Source organism: Pseudomonas sp. PDM28 (assembly GCF_019219115.1).
GTDB lineage: Bacteria > Pseudomonadota > Gammaproteobacteria > Pseudomonadales > Pseudomonadaceae > Aquipseudomonas > Aquipseudomonas laurylsulfatiphila.
The window spans coordinates 362019-380391 of sequence record NZ_JAHUWG010000009.1 but is presented as its reverse complement, the minus strand read 5'-3'; the positions used below and the strand labels follow the sequence as shown (position 1 = coordinate 380391).

The following is an 18373-nucleotide window of genomic DNA, read 5'->3' as shown; positions in this document are numbered from 1 at the left end:
TTGTGATGCTGATAATCTGTTGACTAGCAGTCTGACTCCACAAGCACCCACACGAATTGCTTGATTCAGTTGTTAAAGAGCGGTTGGTCAAGAGCTTTTCGTCTCAACCGAGGCGCGCATTCTACAGTAGCCTCATTTGCTGTCAAGTAGTATTTTTCAGAAGCTTTCAAGGAATCCTTAACAACTTCAACCACTTGCGCTTTCGATCTCTCGTCAGCGGGAGGCAAATTCTACAGCGTTACTCGCTGCTGTCAACACCTCTTTTTCAACTTCCCTGGCGCTTCGATGACCTGAAGCACCCTGCTGCCGAAAACTGCGTAACTCTTTGTTTATCAAGGAGTTTTCCGTTTCGACTGCGCCGGAAGTGGGGCGAATTATAGGCCTCCAGAATCTGCCGTCAAGCACTGATTCATGTTTTCTATCGATATGTGCAAAAACACTGCTTATATATAGACGCGCCTGCGGGGAATGCGCAATATATTGCCCAACAGAAATAGAAACGCCCTTGATTCACATATTTCGGACGATGCCGCCTAATGAATGATCAGCCTCGCAGCCTGGCCTCTACCCTGTTCTCGGTTGGGCTGCTGCTCATAGCCATGGCGTCGATCCAGTCCGGTGCCTCCCTGGCCAAAAGCATGTTCTCCGTCGTCGGTCCCCAAGGGACAACGACATTACGGCTGATTTTTGCCAGTGTGATCATGATGCTGATACTGCGTCCATGGCGGGCAAAGCTCACCGCAAGATCCCTGCGCACCGTCATCGTCTACGGGATGGCACTGGGCGGCATGAACTTCCTCTTCTATATGTCATTGCAAACCGTACCGCTGGGCATCGCGGTGGCGCTTGAGTTTACCGGCCCATTGGCCGTGGCGATCTACGCCTCTCGGCGCGCGATCGACTTTTTGTGGATCGCCCTGGCCGCCGCCGGCTTGCTGCTACTGATACCGACTGGAGAAGCGAGCGCAGGAATCGATCTGGTAGGCGCCAGTTATGCCTTGGGGGCGGGGGTCTGCTGGGCACTGTACATTTTGTTCGGGCAAAAAGCGGGGGCCGATAATGGCGTGCAAACCGCCGCGCTGGGGGTAATGATCGCTGCGCTCTTCGTAGCCCCTATCGGTATTGTCCATGCGGGTTCCGCTTTGCTGACCCCGTCATTGATCCCTATAGCCCTCGGCGTCGCCGTCTTGTCCACCGCCCTCCCCTACACCCTGGAGATGGTCGCCCTGACCCGCATGCCTGCCAGAACCTTCGGAACACTGATGAGCATCGAGCCGGCCTTCGGCGCGTTGTCAGGCTTGCTGTTCCTTCATGAATACCTCTCACTGTCGCAGTGGATGGCAATCATGTGCATCATTCTGGCCTCCGTCGGTGCAACCATGACCATGGGCAATGCCACCAGGCCAGCAGTCGCGGCAGATTAATAGCAGATAAGACACAGGTCTGGTATTTGCCGCTCAATTAGGCCATGTTTAGCCCCGCACCCAGAGTCATACCATGGACAATTTCAGATAGGGATATCGGTACGCTTCAAGCGAAAGCGAATGCAGCCAGACCCGGGCACAAGATCCGGGGACGCTATAAGGACAGTAATGAAACGATTTTTGATGCTGATCGCCGTACTTGCAATTGCGGGCTGCGCAGCGACATCCGACACACAGTTCAAGCACGGCAAGAAAGGGCTACACATCAACTGTTCCGGACTGTCTTCGTCCTGGGACAAGTGCTACGCCAGCGCTGCCAACTCCTGCGCACCCAAGGGGTACAAGGTCATCGCCAAGTCGGGAGACGCCGTGGAAGAGCCCGGTGATTATCCGTTTGGCCTCAATCCCGCGGGTTATACCAGCCGCAGCATGATTGTCATCTGCAAATAGGCAGGGCCGTCGCGTCAGGTTCCCGAACTTGCGATCTGACGGCCGATTTCCTCGTAGCTGGACTTCAGCACCCTGCGCTGGACATCCGGGCTAGCCAGCATGCGCGCTACGACCAACGCGCCAATGCATTGCGACAGAATCGCCCACGCCAGGCTGTCGCTTTGCAAGACACCCGCCCAACTTTCCTGAAGACGGCAAATCCAGTGCTCAGCCTGTTGGCGGACATTCACATCGGAACGGGCAATTTCCGCCCCCAATGCCGGTAACGCACAACCGGTTTCCGGATTCTCGACGTGAGACATGCTCAGGTACATTTTCAGGCAGCGCTCAAGTTTGTCACGGTCCTGCCCTTCCCCCAGCCGCGCCAGACTTTGACCCAACTCACGTTCGACAATGCTTGCGAACAACTCGTCTTTCGACGAGAAGTGACTGTAGAAGGCCCCGCCACTCAGGCCAATGGCTTTCATCAGGCCGTCTACACCCACCGTGGAAAAACCGGACTTCTTGGCCGACAACGCGCTGCTTTCCAGCAGCCTTTGCCTGGTTTCCAGCTTGTGACTGGCCGAATAACGCATTGCTTTCCCCCCTGATTTGCTCACCTTGACGCCTGTCGAATCATAGCATAACGTTCGTTCAGTTAACGATCGTTTACCAAAGGGATCAACCCATGAATAACAAGAAGGTCGTATTGGTCGTCGGCGCAGGTGATGCCACGGGCGGCGCCATTGCCAAGCGGTTTGCCCAGGAAGGGTTCGTCGCCTGCGTCACTCGCCGCAGCGCGGACAAGCTCCAGCCACTGGTGGAGGCCATCAAGGCTGATGGCGGTGAGGCCCACGGGTTTGCCTGCGATGCACGTAAAGAAGAGGACGTGATCGCGCTGGTCGAGCAGATCGAAAGCCAGATCGGCCCCATCGAAGCATTTGTCTTCAACATCGGCGCCAACGTGCCGTGCAGCATTCTCGAAGAAACCGCCCGCAAGTATTTCAAGATCTGGGAAATGGCCTGTTTTTCCGGTTTTCTCAATGCGCGTGAAGTGGCCAAGCGCATGGCCAGGCGCCAGCGCGGCACGATCCTGTTCACCGGCGCCACCGCAGGCATGCGTGGCGCCGCCGGGTTCGCCGCATTTGCGGGTGCCAAGCACGGCATTCGGGCATTGGCGCAAAGCATGGCCCGGGAACTCGGGCCGATGAACATTCACGTTGCCCATGTCATCGTCGATGGCGCCATCGATACCGATTTCATCCGTGACAGTTTCCCCGAGAAATACGCTACCAAGGATCAGGATGGCATCCTCAATCCCGAGCATATCGCCGAAAACTATTGGTACCTGCACAGCCAGCCCCGCGATGCCTGGACCTTCGAGCTGGACCTTCGCCCCTGGAGCGAACGCTGGTAACCGCCCACACACAACAATAAGACGAGCGCCTTGAACATGAGCAAAACCGTGGAGTTCTACTTCGACCTCGGCAGCCCCGCCACCTATCTGGCCTATACCCAGCTACCGAAGATTTGCGCACAGACCGATACCCGGCTGGTCTACATTCCGTTCTTGCTGGGCGGCGTATTCAAAGCCACCGGCAATGCTTCTCCGGCGACTATTCCGGCCAAGGGCCGCTACATGTTTCAGGACCTGGACCGCTACGCCAAACGCTACGGCGTGCCCCTCAAATTCAATCCGCACTTCCCGATCAACACCTTGATGCTCATGCGCGCCGTAACGGGCATGCAATTGCGCCACCCGGAACGCTTTGCCGCCTTCCTCGACTGCCTGTTCAAGGCCATCTGGGTAGAGGGTCGCAGCCTGGACGAACCGGCAACCGTCGCCGCAGTGCTCAGCGAAAACGGCTTCAACCCACAGGAAGTGCTGGCCCTGACCGCCGATGAAGAAATCAAGACGGCGCTCAAGGACAACACCGAAAAAGCCGTACAGCGAGGCGTATTCGGAGCTCCGAGCATGTTTGTCGACAACCAGCTGTACTTCGGCCAGGATCGACTGGACTTCGTGCTCGAAGCCCTGAGTTAGACCTCGATGACCAACCGCCCCTTTGCCGCTCCCGACAAGAGCAGTGTATGGGCCGCTTCTGCCGACTCCAGTGTGAACGAGTGCGGGTCAAGCAACGGCACGAGCTTACCCGCCTCGATCAACCGCGCCGCCTCGCGCAGAATCTCGCCGTGATGCTCGCGTCCCTGGCCCGTCAACAGTGGCAGCAGGGTGAAGACACCGGAATAAGTCGCCCCGCGAAAGGACAGCGGTGCCAGGCTGTGCTGGCCCCACCCCAGGCAACTGAGTACATGACCGTGATACACCCGGGCAGCCTTGAATGACGCATCCAGCGTTTCACCCCCCACGGTGTCATAGACAATGTCGAAACCCTCACCGGCCGTGTGCTCGGCCACATAGTCTTCGACCGAAGACTTGCGGTAATCGATAAACGTCGCGCCGAACCCTTCGATGATCGATTGCTGCCCGGCCGAGCCCGTGGCAAAAACCTCAGCACCAAAAGCGCGGGCGATTTGTACCGCTACATGTCCGACGCCTCCGGCACCGCCATGAATCAATACCTTCTGCCCGGGTCGAACACGAGCCCGGTCCACCAGGCCTTCCCAAGCGGTGATCAGCACCAGTGGCAATCCGGCTGCTTCGCGCATGCTCAGGTTGTGCGGCTTGCGAGCCAACAGGCGGGCATCGACCGCCGCGTATTCGGCCAATGAACCTTGAATACCACCAATACCGGTGGCCATGGCGTATACCTCATCCCCCGGCAGCCAGCCACTGACGCCCTCGCCCAGCGCCTCTACGGTCCCGGCCAGATCCATTCCCACGATCGCCGGCAGTGGTTGCCCCGCATGAGTCGCCTGCCCGGAGCGGATTTTTCCATCCAGTGGATTCACACCGCTGGCCTTGATCCTGACCAATACCTGCCCGGCCTGTGGCACGGGCCGCGCGATGGAAACCAGGCGTAACGGCGCATTGGCCGAGTCAATCATCAGAGCGCGCATGTTCAGTGAGTCAGTCATTTCGCCATCTCCCATCAGAAGTGAATACAGGGTGAATCTTGCCTCGCCCTATAAATGCCGATAAGACGCTATATCGCTATAGTGATCATGCCGATACAGCATCAATGAGAAATACCGTGGACACACTCAATGCAATGGCGATTTTCGTACGGGTGGTTGAGCGTGGCAGCTTTTCCGCCGTTGCCCGGGAGTTGCAGGCCAGTCAGCCAACCATCAGCAAGGTGCTGCAAGCGCTGGAAACCCGATTGGGCGGAAAGCTGATTGCCCGCAGTACCCGCAAGCTATCGCTGACGGACGAAGGTCAGCGCTACTACAACGAATGCCGGATCATCCTCGCTGCCGTGGATGCGGCGGAACACAGCTTCCAGTCCGGCCGGGAGCGGGTTGCAGGGCCTCTGAAAATCGGTTCGTCGGTCAGTTTCGGCCGCTTGCATATCGCCCCCCGATTGCCGGACTTTCTCAGGCACTACCCTGACGTACAGATAGACCTGCAACTGAACGATCAAAACCAGGATCTGGTCAGCGAAGGGCTGGACGTCACCTTCCGGATCGGTGCCCTGAACGACAGTGGCCTGATCGCTCGCCTGGTGGGTACGACCCATCGGGTGACCGTCGCATCACCTGACTACCTCCGGCAATACGGCCAACCGCAAACACCGCAGGAACTGGGCAGGCACAACTGCCTGATGTTCAACCTGCTGAGCAGTCAAAACCTGTGGGTTTACACAAAAGATGCGCAGCGTCATGAGGTGCGGATCAAGGGCAATGCGCAGAGCAACAGTTCCGAGGCGATCCGCGAACTGGTGCTGGGGGGATTGGGGATTGCGCTGTCGCCGGTGTGGTTGTTCAGTGAGGATCTGAAAGCCGGGAGCGTGACGGCGATTCTTCAGGACTACACGGCGCAGTCGCTACCGATTCATGCCGTGTCCCCGGCGAATCGTCGCCAATCCGCCAGGGTCAAAGCCTTTGTTGACTACATGAGCCGGGCGCTGGAGACAGCGCCCGAACTGAAAGCAATCAAATAGCCGCGGTACGGGTGTTCAGCCATTCAAGGGCCGCACCCTCGACCAATGGGCTCAGGCGTTCGCGCACTTCGGCGTGATAGGCGTTGAACCACTGCTTTTCGTCTTCGCTCAGCAGCGAGGTTTCCAGGCAACGGGTGTCGATCGGGCACAGAGTCAGCGTTTCGAACTTCAGGAACTCACCGAATTCGCTTTTGCCTGCCTCACGGTTCATCGCCAGGTTTTCGATCCGCACGCCCCAACGGCCCGGACGATAGGTGCCCGGCTCGATGGACGTGATCATGCCCGGCTGCATCGCCGTCTGTGGCGCAGGCGTAGCCTGATAGGCGATGACTTGCGGACCTTCATGGACGTTGAGGAAGTAACCGACGCCATGACCGGTACCGTGACCGTAGTCGACACTTTCCGCCCAGATCGGCGCACGGGCGATGGCATCGAGCAGTGGCGACAGAATGCCTTTCGGGAACTGCGCGCGGGACAAGGCAATCACGCCCTTGAGCACACGGGTGCAATCGCGCTTTTGCTCATCGGTCGGGGTGCCCACCGCAACCATCCGCGTGATGTCAGTGGTGCCGCCCAGGTACTGGCCACCGGAGTCGATCAACAGTAGACCGTCCCCTTCGATGACCGCGTGCTCCTCTTCGGTGGCGTGATAGTGCGGCATCGCGCCATTGGCGTTGTAGGCGGCAATGGTATTGAAGCTCAGCGACACATAATCCGGACGGCGCTCACGAGCAGCAGTGAGTTTTTCGTCGATGGTCAGTTCGGTGATGTGTTCACGACCCAGCGCCGAGTCCAGCCAGGCGAAGAATTCGCACAGCGCTGCGCCGTCCTGCTCCATCGCCTGACGGATGTGTTCGGCATCGGCCAGGCTTTTTTGCGATTTGGCCAGGGTGGTCGGGTTCAGGCCCTCGATCAGTTTCACCCCGCTGTCGAGGTTGTCCAGCAACCCCGCCGTGACCCGCGCCGGGTCGACTTGCAGGCTCGCGCCGCTCGGCACGGCGCGCAGTGCGGCAGCGACTTCGCTGTAATCGCGCAAGGTCACGCCGTCCTGTTCAAGGATGGCGCGCAGTTCGGCACTGACTTTGCTCAGGGCGACAAACAGCGTGGCCTGTTGCTGGTTGATCAAGGCGAAGGAAACGAATACCGGGTTGAACGACACGTCGCCGCCACGCAGGTTGAACAGCCAGGCGATGTCATCGAGGGTGGCGATGAAATGCCAGTCGGCGCCACGGGCCTTAAGGGTTTCACGCAATTTGGCGAGTTTTTCGCCACGGCTGACGGTCGCTTGTGGAGGCAGGTGCTGATAGATCGGTTCGTTCGGCAGGCTTGGGCGATCGCTCCAGACTCCGCCAAGCAGGTCGATGTCGGTGCGCAGGCGGGCGCCACGCTCTTCAAGTTTAGCGCCCAGGGTCCGTGCAGACGCCACGGCCATGACCGCGCCATCGACCGCGACAACGCCACCCTCGGGGGTTTGCTCGGCCAGCCACTCCAGCGGCCCGGGTTGACCCGGTTGCAGCTTGACCAGGTCAATGCCGCTGCCCTTGAGTTCCTTGGTCGCCTGCTCCCAGTAACGGCTGTCGGCCCAGACGCCGGCAAAATCCGGGGTCACGATCAGGGTGCCGACCGAACCATGGAAACCCGACAACCACTGGCGCCCCTGCCAGTAACCCGGCAGGTATTCGGACAGGTGCGGGTCGGCCGACGGCACCAGCAAGGCGTGAATGCCCTCCCGGCTCATCAGTTCGCGGGTTTGCGCCAGGCGCCGGGGCACCGATCCATTGATCGAAAGCTGCGTATTCATCGTGTCTCCTGCTAACCACTTCATCATTATTGTTGAGTGCCGATCAACGTCGGCGCTTCGTCGCCCTATTGCCAGAATGCCGGAGCACTGGCGCAGGCTGCCTTGATCAGTTGAACCGCCTGGTCGATATCCTGCTCGGTAGTAAAACGCCCGAGGCTCAAGCGGATGGTGCGGCTGGCCGAGCGGGCATCATGCCCCAGGGCCAGCAGCACATGGGATGGGGTATTGCTCGCGGAATTGCAGGCCGAGGTCGCGGAAAACGCGATCGAGGCCAGCAACGCCGCCGGGTTGAACTCGCCTTGTGCGAAGGTCAGGCTCAGGGTATGGGGAATGCGCCGGGTCGGGCTGCCGTTTAGACGCACGCCGGGAATGTCCTGCAATTGCTCGAGCAAGCGTTCACGCAATCGCACGATGGTGGCTTTCTCTTCATCGAACGCAGCCGCCGCCAGTGCAAAGGCCGAGCCCATGGCCACGATCTGATGGGTCGCCAGGGTGCCCGAACGCAATCCGCCCTCATGCCCGCCGCCATGGATCTGCGCCTGCAATCGTTGCTGGGCACGCGGACCGACGTACAACGCACCGATGCCTTTGGGGCCGTACAGTTTATGCGCGGAAAACGACATCAGGTCCACCGGCCACTGCGCGAGATCTATCGCCACCTTGCCCGCGCCCTGTGCGGCGTCGACATGGAACAACGCCCCGCGTTCACGCACCACCTGACCGATGGCGGGAATATCGTTGAGCGTGCCCAACTCGTTGTTGACCAACATCAGCGACACCAGGAAAGTGTCCTCGCGCATGGCTTCGCTGACCGCTTGCGCGGTGATCAGCCCATCGGCATCCGGCACCAGGTACGTCACGGCGACACCGGCATCCTGCAGTTGCCTGGCGGTATCGAGAATGGCCTTGTGTTCGATCTGGCTGGTGATGATATGGCCACCGCCAGTGCCGCGGCCCTGGGCTACGCCTTTGAGCGCGAGGTTGTTGGATTCGGTGGCGCCTGAGGTCCAGACGATCTGTTCAGGTGTCGCGCCGACCAGTTCGGCGACCTGGCGTCGCGCCTGCTCCACCGATTGCCGGGCCTGCTGGCCGAAGACATGAGAGCTTGAGGCCGGATTGCCGAAATTGCCGGTAAAGCCCAGACACTCGACCATCACCTTGATGACCCGCTCATCCACCGGCGTGGTGGCTGCGTAATCGAAATACAACGGACGTTTGTTCATAAAAGACTCGCAGAGCGTGTTCCGGGATCAGGAAGCTCGTGACTGCAAACGGCAAAGCGCAGCCTTGTGAGCTGCGCGCTGTTTTCAGAACGTTACCAATACCTGATCGGATGCCGTTAAAGAAGGACTACTTCATTTAATAGTGCGTAGGAACGCTCCTGAAAAGTCAGCTTAACAGGCATCGGGCAGCCGGTTGAAGCAATGCGTCAGCTAAAGCTTTCGAGCAGCAGCGGATACAGCGAACCCACGAGCAGCGCGGCCATACCCCAATTGAACAGGCGCAGCCAGCGGCGATCCTTCAGAACGTTGCGCAACAGCGTGCCGCAAGCGGCCCAGACACCGACGCTCGGCAGGTTGATGATGGCAAAAACGGCCGCAATCACGATCACATTGGTGAAGTAACCCTGCATCGGCGTGTAGGTGCTGATGGCGCCAATGGCCATGATCCAGGCCTTGGGGTTGACCCACTGGAACGCGGCGGCGCCCAGATAGCTGATCGGTTTCGCCTCGCTCTGCTGGCTCTCCGACATGGGCCCGGAATGAGCGATTTTCCACGCCAGATACAGCAGGTACGCCGCCCCCACGTAACGCAGCACGGTGTAGAGCAAAGGGTAGGCCTGGAATACCGCGCCAAGGCCGAAACCGACCGCCACCACCAATACAAAGAAGCCACAAGTGATGCCGAGCATGTGCGGAATCGTGCGGTTGAAGCCGAAGTTCACCCCGGAAGCCAGCAACATGGTGTTGTTCGGACCGGGTGTGATCGAGGTGACGAGGGCGAACAGGGCAAAGCCCAGCAGCAGGTCGAGTGAGAGCGTCATGGGTGGCAGTCCGTCAGGGTCGGTCAGGTGTTGACCCTATCGCACACTTTGGGCGAAACCCATGGACAGTTACGCGAAACTTGGAGCAGTACAGTTTTGCCTCAGCTTGGACGACCATGAAGCTGTACAGATCGCCCGGCGTTCATTTCCCCCTGGTTGTCGTAGCTGAACGACTTTTGCGGCTGGCCGAGCAGTTCGGCTTTTTTCGCGTGGTATTCGTCGAAGGACAATCCGCGGCGGTTCAGCGCCTCCAGCGCCAGCTCCTTGCTTTCTTCAGCGCTGTAGGGGCGCAGCTCCGGGGAAACATGGCTGGCACATCCGGCGAGTACGGAGACGGCGAGCATCAGCAAAGTGGCGATCATCGGTTTCATTTCTGGCGTCCTGGCGACTGGGTTCGAGGCAATGAACACAGGCTACCCGCGCCTCCCGGGTAGCAGAAATCAACGCTTTCAATAGTGGCTATCAGGAAATGGCGATCATTGTCCTGATCAGCGCTCGCCCACCAGACTGCAATGCAGTGCGTTGTCGTGACTGCGTTCCAGGCTGTGCAGCACCTGGAACGATCCGAAGGTCACTGACTTCGCCTGATGGACGCGGATCAACTGCCAGAAATCCTGTTCGCCGTTTTCAAAGGCCTGGAACGCGGCCTCCCCTGCTTCGCGGGTTTGCCATTGCAGATAGTTGAGTACGCGCCGGCCATCGTCACTGGCCTGGATGCTGGCACTGAGAAAGCCACGGTGGTGTCGGGCCAGATGTTCGGTCTGTGCCGACAAGGCCAACACCAGCGCGGGTTGTTGATGCGGCTCGATCTGGAACTCGATCAGTTGGGTAAAGCTGCGATTCTTCGCTGAGGCTTGCATGAAATGTCCCCACTCACAGGAAGGCGAATCTTGCGATCCGAAGGCGTGCAGGGTAAAACCTCTAGTTAACTAGAGGTCAAGAGGCAATTTTTAAATGATCACCCCGCAAAACCTGCACAAGGAACTCACCGTCGGCCAGGTCGCGGCACGCAGCGGTGTGGCGGTCACGGCGCTGCATTTCTATGAGTCCAAAGGGCTGATCAAGAGCAACCGCAATCAGGGCAACCAGCGCCGCTACCCCAGGGAAGTGCTGCGGCGGGTGGCATTGATCAAGGTTGCCCAGCGCCTGGGGATTCCTTTGGCGGAGATTGGCGAAGCGCTCAAGTCGCTACCCGACAACCGGGCGCCGACGGCGGCGGACTGGAAAATCCTGTCGGCGCAATGGAGCCGGGATCTGGATGAGCGCATCAACCAACTGACCCTGCTGCGCGATCGGCTCAACGGCTGCATCGGTTGTGGTTGCCTGTCGATGGAGGCTTGCCCACTGCGCAACGCAGGCGATGTGCTGGGAGAGCGAGGGCCGGGAGCGCACTGGTTGGAGCCGACCTGATGGCACTTGTGTGGCGTTGCTGCTCGTCGGGCGCTCGGTGAGGCGAAAGCGGCTGGCCTATATTTATTCGGTTGTACAACGAAGCAGGTACTTTCCATTCACAGAACAAGAACAGGGAGATCCATCATGAGCGTCAAACCCATTCCGGAGGGGTATCACAGCATCACCCCCTATCTGGGCATCCACAAAGCTGCCGAAGCCATCGATTTCTACAAGAAAGCCTTCCGCGCCATTGAGGTCATGCGCCTGGCCATGCCCGATGGTGGCATCGGTCACGCCGAACTGCGCATCGGCGATTGCCCGATCATGCTGGGCACGCCGTGCGATCAAGGACCGCTGAGCAATCCGGACAATTCGCCGTCCGTGGGTCTGCATTTGTACGTGACGGATGTCGACAAGTCCTACAAACAGGCCATCGATGCCGGCGCCACCGTTGTGTCCGAGGTCAAGGATCAGTTTTACGGCGATCGCTCGGGGACCTTGAAGGATCCCTACGGGCACCTGTGGTTCCTGGCGACGCGCAAGGAAGACCTGACTCAGGAACAGATTGAACAACGAGCGAAGGAAATGTTTCAGCAGGGTTGAATCTTCGATGTCGGAGCGGGCCTCTTCGCGAGCAGGCTCGCTCCCACAGGGGCCCCGCCCATCTCCCTGGTAATGCGAAACATTTACTTTCATTTTCTCTTTCGGGATTTCCTTTGCTCATCCGTCTTACCTAGATGCAGTCCTGTCGCGTAGGCAAAAGCCACGACTGGACCTTCAGGGCGCTCATCTCTGCGAAGCCCGCAGCCGAGCTGCCTCTCATCCAGGCAAGACCTTCAATATGTCGAAGAAATCCCGTTCAAAAATCTGGTTCCTGGTCCATAGCTGGCTGGCGCTGCCGATCTGGTTTTTCGTGCTGATCGTCTGCGTGACCGGCACCCTTGCGGTGATCAGTCAGGAAATCGTCTGGCTGGCCAACCCGCCCATGCGCGCCAGCCAGCCCTCGGACGATGCACCGCTGCTCAGCTATCAGCAGGTCATCGAGGCCATCAACAAGGCCGAGCCGCAGACCGTGGTGCAGAGCATCAGTCGGCCCGACGAGTCGCACTTCGCGCTGGATGTCGAAGTCAGCTATCCCGACGGACGCTCGGTGGTGATTTATGTCAATCCTTACAGCGGCGTGATCCAGGGCGTCGCGCCGGAGTTCAACTTCCGCGCCTTCACCCGGGCGCTGCACGGCTGGTGGCTGGTGCCGTTCACCAACGGCTACAGCTGGGGCTGGTACCTGGTGTCGTTTCTCGGCTTGCCGCTGCTGGCTTCGCTGGTCACCGGGCTGGTGGTCTACAAACGCTTCTGGAAAGGCTTTTTCCGCCCGACCCTGCGAATTCGCCACGGCGCGCGGATTTTCTGGGGCGACTTCCACCGCTTGAGCGGCATCTGGTCGATCTGGTTCATCGCGGTGATTTCCATCACCGGCACCTGGTTTCTGATCCAGGCCTTGCTGTTCGATAACCAGATTTCCATCTCCACGGAAAAGATCATTCCGGCGATGTCCCGCGAAGCGGTACCGCTGTCGCCCGATGGATCGCCCCCGCCGCGCATCGACCTTGATCGCGCGATTGAAATTGCCACGCAGAAAATCTCCGGGCTTGAAGCCAGCTTCGTTAGCCTGCCGGGCAATGCCTACAGCCATCTGGATGTCGGGGGACGCGGTTGGTATCCACTGATGTTCCAGACCGCGACCCTCAACCCGTACACCGGCGAAATCGCCGCCTCTCGCCTGATTTCGGACCGTTCGACCCTGGAGTTCGTCACCGAATCCATGCGCCCGCTGCACACCGGCGACTTCGGAGGCCTGTGGATCAAGCTGATCTGGGCGTTCTTCGGCCTGTTGCTGAGCATGATGGTGCTCAGCGGCTTGCTGATCTGGACCAAGCGCACGGCACTGGCGACGGCCAATGCCCTCAAGCGCAGCAACAGGACACCGCGCGGCGCCACGGCGCAGCCGGCCACCCGCAAGGAAACCTCGGAGGCCAACCTGTGAGCAAAGACATCGCGGTCTCACAACCCTCGCGCCTGAGCGTGCTCTGGCACAACTGGCGCTTTCACCTGAACGTCCTGTTGCTGCTGATTCCACTCGGTTTCATGCCCAAGTACTTCGCGGATGAAGCATTGATGCGTGGCGACAGTGGCCTGGGCGAACGCGACGTCGGCGAAGTCCAGGTCGGCCCCTGGAGCCTGCGCCTGGCGGAATTGCGCAACGCCGCCCCCACGCTCGACGGCCCGGCCGGCTACATGAAGGGTTTCAACGCGGCCCTGTGCGAGGCCTGTATCGGACAGGTCAAGGCCACTTACCTGCGCATCGGCAAACCCCGCAGCCTGCGCGCCGCCGGCGTGATTTTCTTCGGCACGCCGTACCGCATGGGCGCTTCACTGCCCGTCCCGGAAAAGACCACGGCCGATGCCGAGCTGTGGATCACCATGGAAGGCTGGGACGGCACCATGCATCAGGCATCCATTCCTTTGAGCCAGGCCTCCCCCGCCACCATCGCCTGGGTGAACAAACAAGGAGGCAAACCATGATCAACCCGCTTCGTCCACTCAACACCCTGTTGCTGCTGCTCTGCGCCGGCTTCAGTGCCAGCGCCCTGGCCCATAACCCGATGTGCGAGTGCAAGGCCATCGACGCCGAGCAGATCAAATGCACCGGCGGTTTTTCCGACGGCAGTGGCGCACCGGGCGTGACCCTCGATGTGATCGGCTACGACGAAACCATTCTGGTGCCAGGCAAACTCGGAGCCGATTCGACCCTGACGTTCAAGAAACCCGGCGCCGAGTTCTACGTGCTGTTCGACGCAGGCCCCGGTCACGTGGTGGAAATCGACCAGGCGGACATCCAGGCGCCATGAATACTTCAACGACCCAAGTCGTACGCCCGGCGGGTGCCGGCCACGAAACCCTCTACGTCCTGCTGCTGTGCCTGATGATCCTTGCGGTCGCAGGTTCGGTGGTGCTCTGGCGCGGGGAATCCCATGAGGTGAGCAGCGTCAACAGCCACCAACTGGATGCGCGTCGCGACCTCAGCGCTGCCGAGCAAGGCATCTACGCCGATTTGCGGGTGACCCTGGAGGAGATTCATTTGCTGCGCCAGGAACAGCAAACCCTGCCGACGCCCGAGGCCCTTGCCGACGAGGGTTTTGCCCCGTTTGCCCAGGATGCCAGCTCCGTCAGCCGTGGCAGCCATGCCTGGCAATTGCTCAACGCCAAGGCCTACTTCGGCCAGAGCCAGACGCCGACGGTCGCCGGTTCATTCCTGATGCGCCTGACCGCCACCGACGACGCTCCGGACATCTGGCTCAACCGCGCCAGCACGCTCACCGCCCCGGCCGACCTCAGCGACAGCGCGCTCGAAAGCGCCGGCTGGCAACAGATCGTCGCGCAGTTCGATGCCGGCGTGACCCGCCAGCACCGGCACTGAACCCTCGCCCTCACCCGAGAGAAGACCGCTTTCCCATGCCCATTTCATCTCAACGTTCTATCTTGCGTGTGCTGCTGATCGGCCTGCTGGCCTGCCTGCTGCCATCCTTCGCCAGTGCCGAGGCAGCCAAGCGCCTGCGCATCGGCATCACCCTGCACCCGTATTACAGCTACGTGGCGAACATCGTCGGTGACAAGGCCGAAGTGGTGCCGCTGATTCCGGCCGGTTTCAATCCGCATGCCTACGAACCCCGCGCCGAAGACATCAAGCGCATCAGCGGGCTGGACGTGATCGTGCTCAACGGCGTAGGCCATGATGATTTCGCCGACCGCATGATCGCCGCCAGCGAAACCCCCAACGTGCCGGTGATCGAAGCCAATGAAAACGTGCCGCTGCTCGCCGCCACCGGTGTTGCCGCCCGGGGTGCCGGCAAGGTGGTGAACCCGCATACCTTCCTGTCGATCAGCGCCTCGATCGCCCAGGTCAACAATATCGCCCGGGAGCTGGGCAAGCTCGATCCGGCCAATGCCAAAACCTACACCGAGAACGCCCGCGCCTACGGCAAGCGCCTGCGCAAGATGCGCGCCGATGCCCTGGCCAAACTGACCCAGGCGCCGAACGCCGAGTTGCGCGTGGCCACGGTGCACGCCGCCTACGACTACCTGCTGCGCGAGTTCGGCCTGGAAGTGACCGCCGTGGTCGAGCCGGCCCACGGCATCGAGCCGAGCCCGAGCCAGTTGAAAAAGACCATCGACCAGCTGCGTGAACTGGACGTGAAGGTGATCTTCTCGGAGATGGATTTTCCCTCCACTTACGTCGACACCATCCAGCGCGAATCCGGCGTGAAGCTGTATCCGCTGTCGCATATTTCCTACGGCGAATACACCGCCGACAAGTACGAAAAGGAAATGACCGGCAACCTCAACACCGTGGTGCGGGCGATTCAGGAGTCGGGCCAATGACATCGAAAGAAACCATCCTGGCCGATACAGAGTCCCCTGTGGGAGCGAGCCTGCTCGCGAAGGCGTCCGGTCAGTCAGCATCATCGTTGAAAGACACACCGCTATCGCGAGCAAGCTCGCTCCCACAGGTTTCGGGACCAACCCTGGATTTTACCGACATCAGCCTGACCCTCGGGCGCACGACGATCCTCGACAAGGTGACCTTCCAGGTCCGTCCCGGCAGCGTACATGCGCTGGTCGGCCCCAACGGCGGCGGCAAGAGTTCGCTGATCAAGACCCTGCTCGGGCAAATGCCGCATCAGGGCCGCTTGAGCCTGCAATGGTCGGCCGAGCCTGGGACCATCGGCTACGTGCCACAGGCGCTGGAGTTCGACCGAGGTTTGCCGATGACCGTCGACGATTTCATGGCCGCCATGTGCCAGCGTCGCCCGGCGTTTCTCGGTTTGAGCAAACATTACACGGCGGCGATTGGCGAGGCCCTTGAACGGGTCGGCATGCAGGACAAGCGCAAGCGCCGCATGGGCGCATTGTCCGGCGGCGAACGCCAGCGGGTGTTGCTGGCCCAGGGGCTGATTCCGCCTCCGCAACTGCTGGTGCTCGACGAGCCGATGTCGGCCCTCGATGAGGCCGGGATCCGGGTGTTCGAACGCCTGCTCGGCGACTGGCGAACGGCGGGCATCACTGTGCTGTGGATCGAGCACGACCTGGAAGCGGTCGGGCGCCTGGCCGATCACGTCACCGGCCTCAATCGCCGGGTGCTGTTCGACGCCACGCCGCAACAGGCACTGACGCCGGAGCGCCTGCTGACGCTGTTCTCGACTCACCCACGGAGCCTTGCCTGATGAGTTACGAAGCTTTTCGCCTGATGGTCCAGGGTTGGGCATCGTCGGGTTATCTGCCCGAGGCGCTGGCCTATGGATTTGTGGTCAATGCGCTGCTCGCCGGCCTGCTGATCGGCCCGGTGCTGGGCGGCCTGGGTACGCTGGTGGTGGTCAAGCGCTTCGCGTTTTTCTCCGAAGCCGTCGGCCATGCCGCGTTGACCGGCGTGGCCATCGGCATTTTGCTCGGTGAACCCTACACCGGTCCCTACGGCAGCCTGTTCGGCTACTGCCTGCTGTTCGGCATTCTGCTCAACTACCTGCGCAACCGCACCGGCCTGGCGCCGGACACCTTGATCGGCGTGTTCCTCTCGGTGTCGCTCGCCCTGGGCGCCAGCCTGCTGTTGATTCTGGCGGGCAAGATCAACGTGCACATCCTGGAGAACGTGCTGTTCGGTTCGGTGCTGACGGTCAACGGTAATGACTTGCTGGTGCTGGCCATCGTCGGTTCGCTGGTGATGGCCCTGGCTTTGCCTTTGTACAACCGCATCATGCTCGCCAGCTTCAATCCGCAACTGGCGGCGGTACGCGGGGTGGCGGTGAAGGCCCTGGATTATCTGTTCGTGATTCTGGTGACGCTGATCACCGTCGCCGCGGTGAAGGTCATCGGTGCGATTCTGGTCGGCGCGCTGCTGGTGATTCCGGCAGCGGCGGCGCGTTTGCTCAGCCAATCGCTGAAGGGCTTTTTCTGGTACTCGGTACTGATCGCCACCGTCAGCACGCTGTGCGGGATTCTCGCGCCGATCGTCTTCGACCTGCCGATTCCGTCCGGTGCCGCGATCATCCTCGTGGCCGGTATCGCCTTCGCCCTGGCCGCCATTGCCCGCGGCATCGTCCCCAGCCTGAAAGGGAACCTTGGATAAATGATTTTTTCTCTGCGCCAACTGACCCTCGCAGTGGCCCTGTGCGGGCTGGCCGCTACGACCTTCGCCGCAAACAACGGCAAACCGCTGCGCGTGCTGGCCGCTTTGCCGATTACCTATGGTCTCGGTGAACTGCTGCTCAAGGGCACCGATGTCAGCCTCGAACGCGCCGCGCCGGCCAATCTGCCCGGCAGCCGCCAGACCGCCTACTTCACCGGCCGAGGTGCCCCGGCGCTGGCCCAACTGGCGAAGGATGCCGATGCGGTGATCGGCCTGCGCTCACTCTGGCCGGATGACCCGCTGTACCCGATCTCCCGGCGCAGCAATATCCGTATCGTCGAAGTCGATGCCGCCCGCCCGGTAGACGGCGCCCTGCCGGGCATCGCCGTGCAGCCGGACAACAGGGTCGACGGCCTCAACAGCCAGCCGTGGTTTTCCAGCAACAACATGGGCCGTATGGCCGACGTGATGGCGGCGGATCTGGTACGCCTGGCCCCCGAGGCCAAGCCAAAAATCGATGCCAACCTGGCGGCCCTCAAGCAACGCTTGCTCAAGCTCAGTGCTGACAGCGAAGCGCGGCTGGCGACGGCCGATACCCTCAGTGTGATGAGCCTCAGCGATCATTTCGGCTACCTGATCGGTGGGCTCAATCTGGAGCTGGTGGGGCTGGATGCACGACCGGATGCGCAATGGACACCGGAAGCGCTCAAGGCGTTGAGCGCGATGCTCAAGGACAATGATGTGGCGGTGGTGTTGCATCACCGGCAGCCGTCGGATGCTGTAAAAGCGGTGATTACCGAATCGGGTAGCCGGTTGGTGGTGTTGAGCACCGATGCCGGGGATCCGGTGGCGGAGCTTGAGGGGTATGTGGATCTGGTCATCAAGGGGCTTAGTGGCGTGTAACCTCAGTAGGACCGCGTTACCGTTCTTCGCGAGCAAGCCCGCTCCCACATTGGAAATGCGGTCCCCTGTGGGAGCGGGCTTGCTCGCGAAGGCGGCCTGACAGACAACACAAAATTCCGATATGAAAAAGCCCGC

The 18373-nt window shown here is 60.6% G+C and carries 22 protein-coding genes; 15 read left to right on the top strand and 7 right to left on the bottom strand.

Annotated elements, in window-relative coordinates; translation table 11 throughout:
* The first annotated feature begins 536 nt into the window (after nucleotides 1-536).
* Nucleotides 537-1424: a threonine/homoserine exporter RhtA gene (gene rhtA / locus KW841_RS22110; RefSeq protein WP_218479743.1), complete on the top strand. Its 888-nt coding sequence runs from the start codon at nucleotides 537-539 to the stop codon at nucleotides 1422-1424.
* 168 nt (nucleotides 1425-1592) lie between these two features.
* Complete coding sequence (locus KW841_RS22105) at nucleotides 1593-1874, top strand: hypothetical protein (RefSeq protein WP_116580125.1); 282 nt, start codon at nucleotides 1593-1595, stop codon at nucleotides 1872-1874.
* A gap of 14 nt (nucleotides 1875-1888) precedes the next feature.
* On the opposite strand, the gene KW841_RS22100 is transcribed toward KW841_RS22105, so the two are convergent.
* Entirely contained in the window at nucleotides 1889-2449 is a 561-nt protein-coding gene (locus tag KW841_RS22100) for a TetR/AcrR family transcriptional regulator (RefSeq protein WP_218479742.1), read from the bottom strand.
* Nucleotides 2450-2541: 92 nt separating this feature from the next.
* Here KW841_RS22100 and KW841_RS22095 point away from each other — a divergent pair, with 92 nt between their 5' ends.
* Together KW841_RS22095 and KW841_RS22090 are read left to right on the top strand one after the other, a co-directional pair.
* Nucleotides 2542-3270 (top strand): SDR family oxidoreductase, encoded by a 729-nt coding sequence (locus KW841_RS22095; RefSeq protein WP_116580123.1) that lies wholly within the window; start codon nucleotides 2542-2544, stop codon nucleotides 3268-3270.
* Between the two features lie 36 nt (nucleotides 3271-3306).
* Nucleotides 3307-3897 carry a 2-hydroxychromene-2-carboxylate isomerase gene (locus tag KW841_RS22090; protein WP_218479741.1) on the top strand — a complete coding sequence of 197 codons (591 nt, stop codon included), beginning with the start codon at nucleotides 3307-3309 and terminating at the stop codon, nucleotides 3895-3897.
* Here KW841_RS22090 and KW841_RS22085 read toward each other — a convergent pair.
* Nucleotides 3894-4892: a zinc-dependent alcohol dehydrogenase family protein gene (locus tag KW841_RS22085; protein WP_007973405.1), complete on the bottom strand. Its 999-nt coding sequence runs from the start codon at nucleotides 4890-4892 to the stop codon at nucleotides 3894-3896. The genes KW841_RS22090 and KW841_RS22085 overlap by 4 nt on opposite strands.
* 104 nt (nucleotides 4893-4996) lie before the next feature.
* On the opposite strand from KW841_RS22085, the gene KW841_RS22080 reads away from it, so the two are divergent.
* A complete protein-coding gene (locus tag KW841_RS22080; RefSeq protein ID WP_218479740.1) occupies nucleotides 4997-5917 on the top strand; it encodes a LysR family transcriptional regulator in 921 nt (306 codons plus the stop codon).
* Here KW841_RS22080 and KW841_RS22075 read toward each other — a convergent pair.
* The 5 genes from KW841_RS22075 to KW841_RS22055 form a co-directional block, all read right to left on the bottom strand.
* A complete protein-coding gene (locus KW841_RS22075; RefSeq protein WP_218479739.1) occupies nucleotides 5910-7718 on the bottom strand; it encodes an aminopeptidase P family protein in 1809 nt (602 codons plus the stop codon). The two genes, KW841_RS22080 and KW841_RS22075, sit on opposite strands and share 8 nt — an antisense overlap.
* A 65-nt stretch (nucleotides 7719-7783) precedes the next feature.
* Nucleotides 7784-8941: a cysteine desulfurase family protein gene (locus tag KW841_RS22070; protein WP_218479738.1), complete on the bottom strand. Its 1158-nt coding sequence runs from the start codon at nucleotides 8939-8941 to the stop codon at nucleotides 7784-7786.
* Between the two features lie 206 nt (nucleotides 8942-9147).
* Nucleotides 9148-9762, bottom strand: coding sequence for a LysE family translocator (locus KW841_RS22065; protein WP_104448866.1), 615 nt, complete (start codon nucleotides 9760-9762; stop codon nucleotides 9148-9150).
* Nucleotides 9763-9863: 101 nt separating this feature from the next.
* Nucleotides 9864-10133, bottom strand: coding sequence for a hypothetical protein (locus KW841_RS22060; RefSeq protein WP_218479737.1), 270 nt, complete (start codon nucleotides 10131-10133; stop codon nucleotides 9864-9866).
* A 117-nt stretch (nucleotides 10134-10250) separates the two neighbouring features.
* The gene (locus KW841_RS22055; protein ID WP_218479736.1) at nucleotides 10251-10622 is read right to left on the bottom strand and encodes an antibiotic biosynthesis monooxygenase; all 372 of its coding nucleotides are present in this window, start codon (nucleotides 10620-10622) and stop codon (nucleotides 10251-10253) included.
* 94 nt (nucleotides 10623-10716) lie between these two features.
* Here KW841_RS22055 and soxR point away from each other — a divergent pair, with 94 nt between their 5' ends.
* The 10 genes from soxR to KW841_RS22005 all read left to right on the top strand — a co-directional run bounded on the left by soxR (nucleotide 10717) and on the right by KW841_RS22005 (nucleotide 18238).
* A complete protein-coding gene (gene soxR, locus KW841_RS22050) occupies nucleotides 10717-11172 on the top strand; it encodes a redox-sensitive transcriptional activator SoxR (RefSeq protein WP_102700855.1) in 456 nt (151 codons plus the stop codon).
* A gap of 126 nt (nucleotides 11173-11298) precedes the next feature.
* Nucleotides 11299-11757, top strand: a complete 459-nt coding sequence (locus KW841_RS22045; protein WP_218479735.1) for a VOC family protein — start codon at nucleotides 11299-11301, stop codon at nucleotides 11755-11757.
* Nucleotides 11758-11995: 238 nt separating this feature from the next.
* Nucleotides 11996-13198 (top strand): PepSY domain-containing protein, encoded by a 1203-nt coding sequence (locus tag KW841_RS22040; RefSeq protein WP_218479734.1) that lies wholly within the window; start codon nucleotides 11996-11998, stop codon nucleotides 13196-13198.
* Complete coding sequence (locus KW841_RS22035; RefSeq protein WP_218479733.1) at nucleotides 13195-13737, top strand: thiamine pyrophosphate-binding protein; 543 nt, start codon at nucleotides 13195-13197, stop codon at nucleotides 13735-13737. The genes KW841_RS22040 and KW841_RS22035 overlap by 4 nt, the downstream gene beginning before the upstream one ends.
* The gene (locus KW841_RS22030; RefSeq protein WP_095968110.1) at nucleotides 13734-14063 is read left to right on the top strand and encodes a hypothetical protein; all 330 of its coding nucleotides are present in this window, start codon (nucleotides 13734-13736) and stop codon (nucleotides 14061-14063) included. Before KW841_RS22035 ends, KW841_RS22030 begins: the two co-directional genes overlap by 4 nt.
* Nucleotides 14060-14632, top strand: coding sequence for a DUF6162 family protein (locus tag KW841_RS22025; protein ID WP_218479732.1), 573 nt, complete (start codon nucleotides 14060-14062; stop codon nucleotides 14630-14632). The genes KW841_RS22030 and KW841_RS22025 overlap by 4 nt, the downstream gene beginning before the upstream one ends.
* A gap of 35 nt (nucleotides 14633-14667) precedes the next feature.
* Nucleotides 14668-15594 carry a metal ABC transporter substrate-binding protein gene (locus tag KW841_RS22020; RefSeq protein ID WP_218479731.1) on the top strand — a complete coding sequence of 309 codons (927 nt, stop codon included), beginning with the start codon at nucleotides 14668-14670 and terminating at the stop codon, nucleotides 15592-15594.
* The gene (locus KW841_RS22015; protein WP_256357903.1) at nucleotides 15591-16436 is read left to right on the top strand and encodes a metal ABC transporter ATP-binding protein; all 846 of its coding nucleotides are present in this window, start codon (nucleotides 15591-15593) and stop codon (nucleotides 16434-16436) included. The genes KW841_RS22020 and KW841_RS22015 overlap by 4 nt, the downstream gene beginning before the upstream one ends.
* The gene (locus KW841_RS22010; protein ID WP_218479730.1) at nucleotides 16436-17335 is read left to right on the top strand and encodes a metal ABC transporter permease; all 900 of its coding nucleotides are present in this window, start codon (nucleotides 16436-16438) and stop codon (nucleotides 17333-17335) included. Before KW841_RS22015 ends, KW841_RS22010 begins: the two co-directional genes overlap by 1 nt.
* A complete protein-coding gene (locus tag KW841_RS22005; RefSeq protein ID WP_218479729.1) occupies nucleotides 17336-18238 on the top strand; it encodes a metal ABC transporter solute-binding protein, Zn/Mn family in 903 nt (300 codons plus the stop codon).
* The last annotated feature ends 135 nt before the right edge of the window (nucleotides 18239-18373 follow it).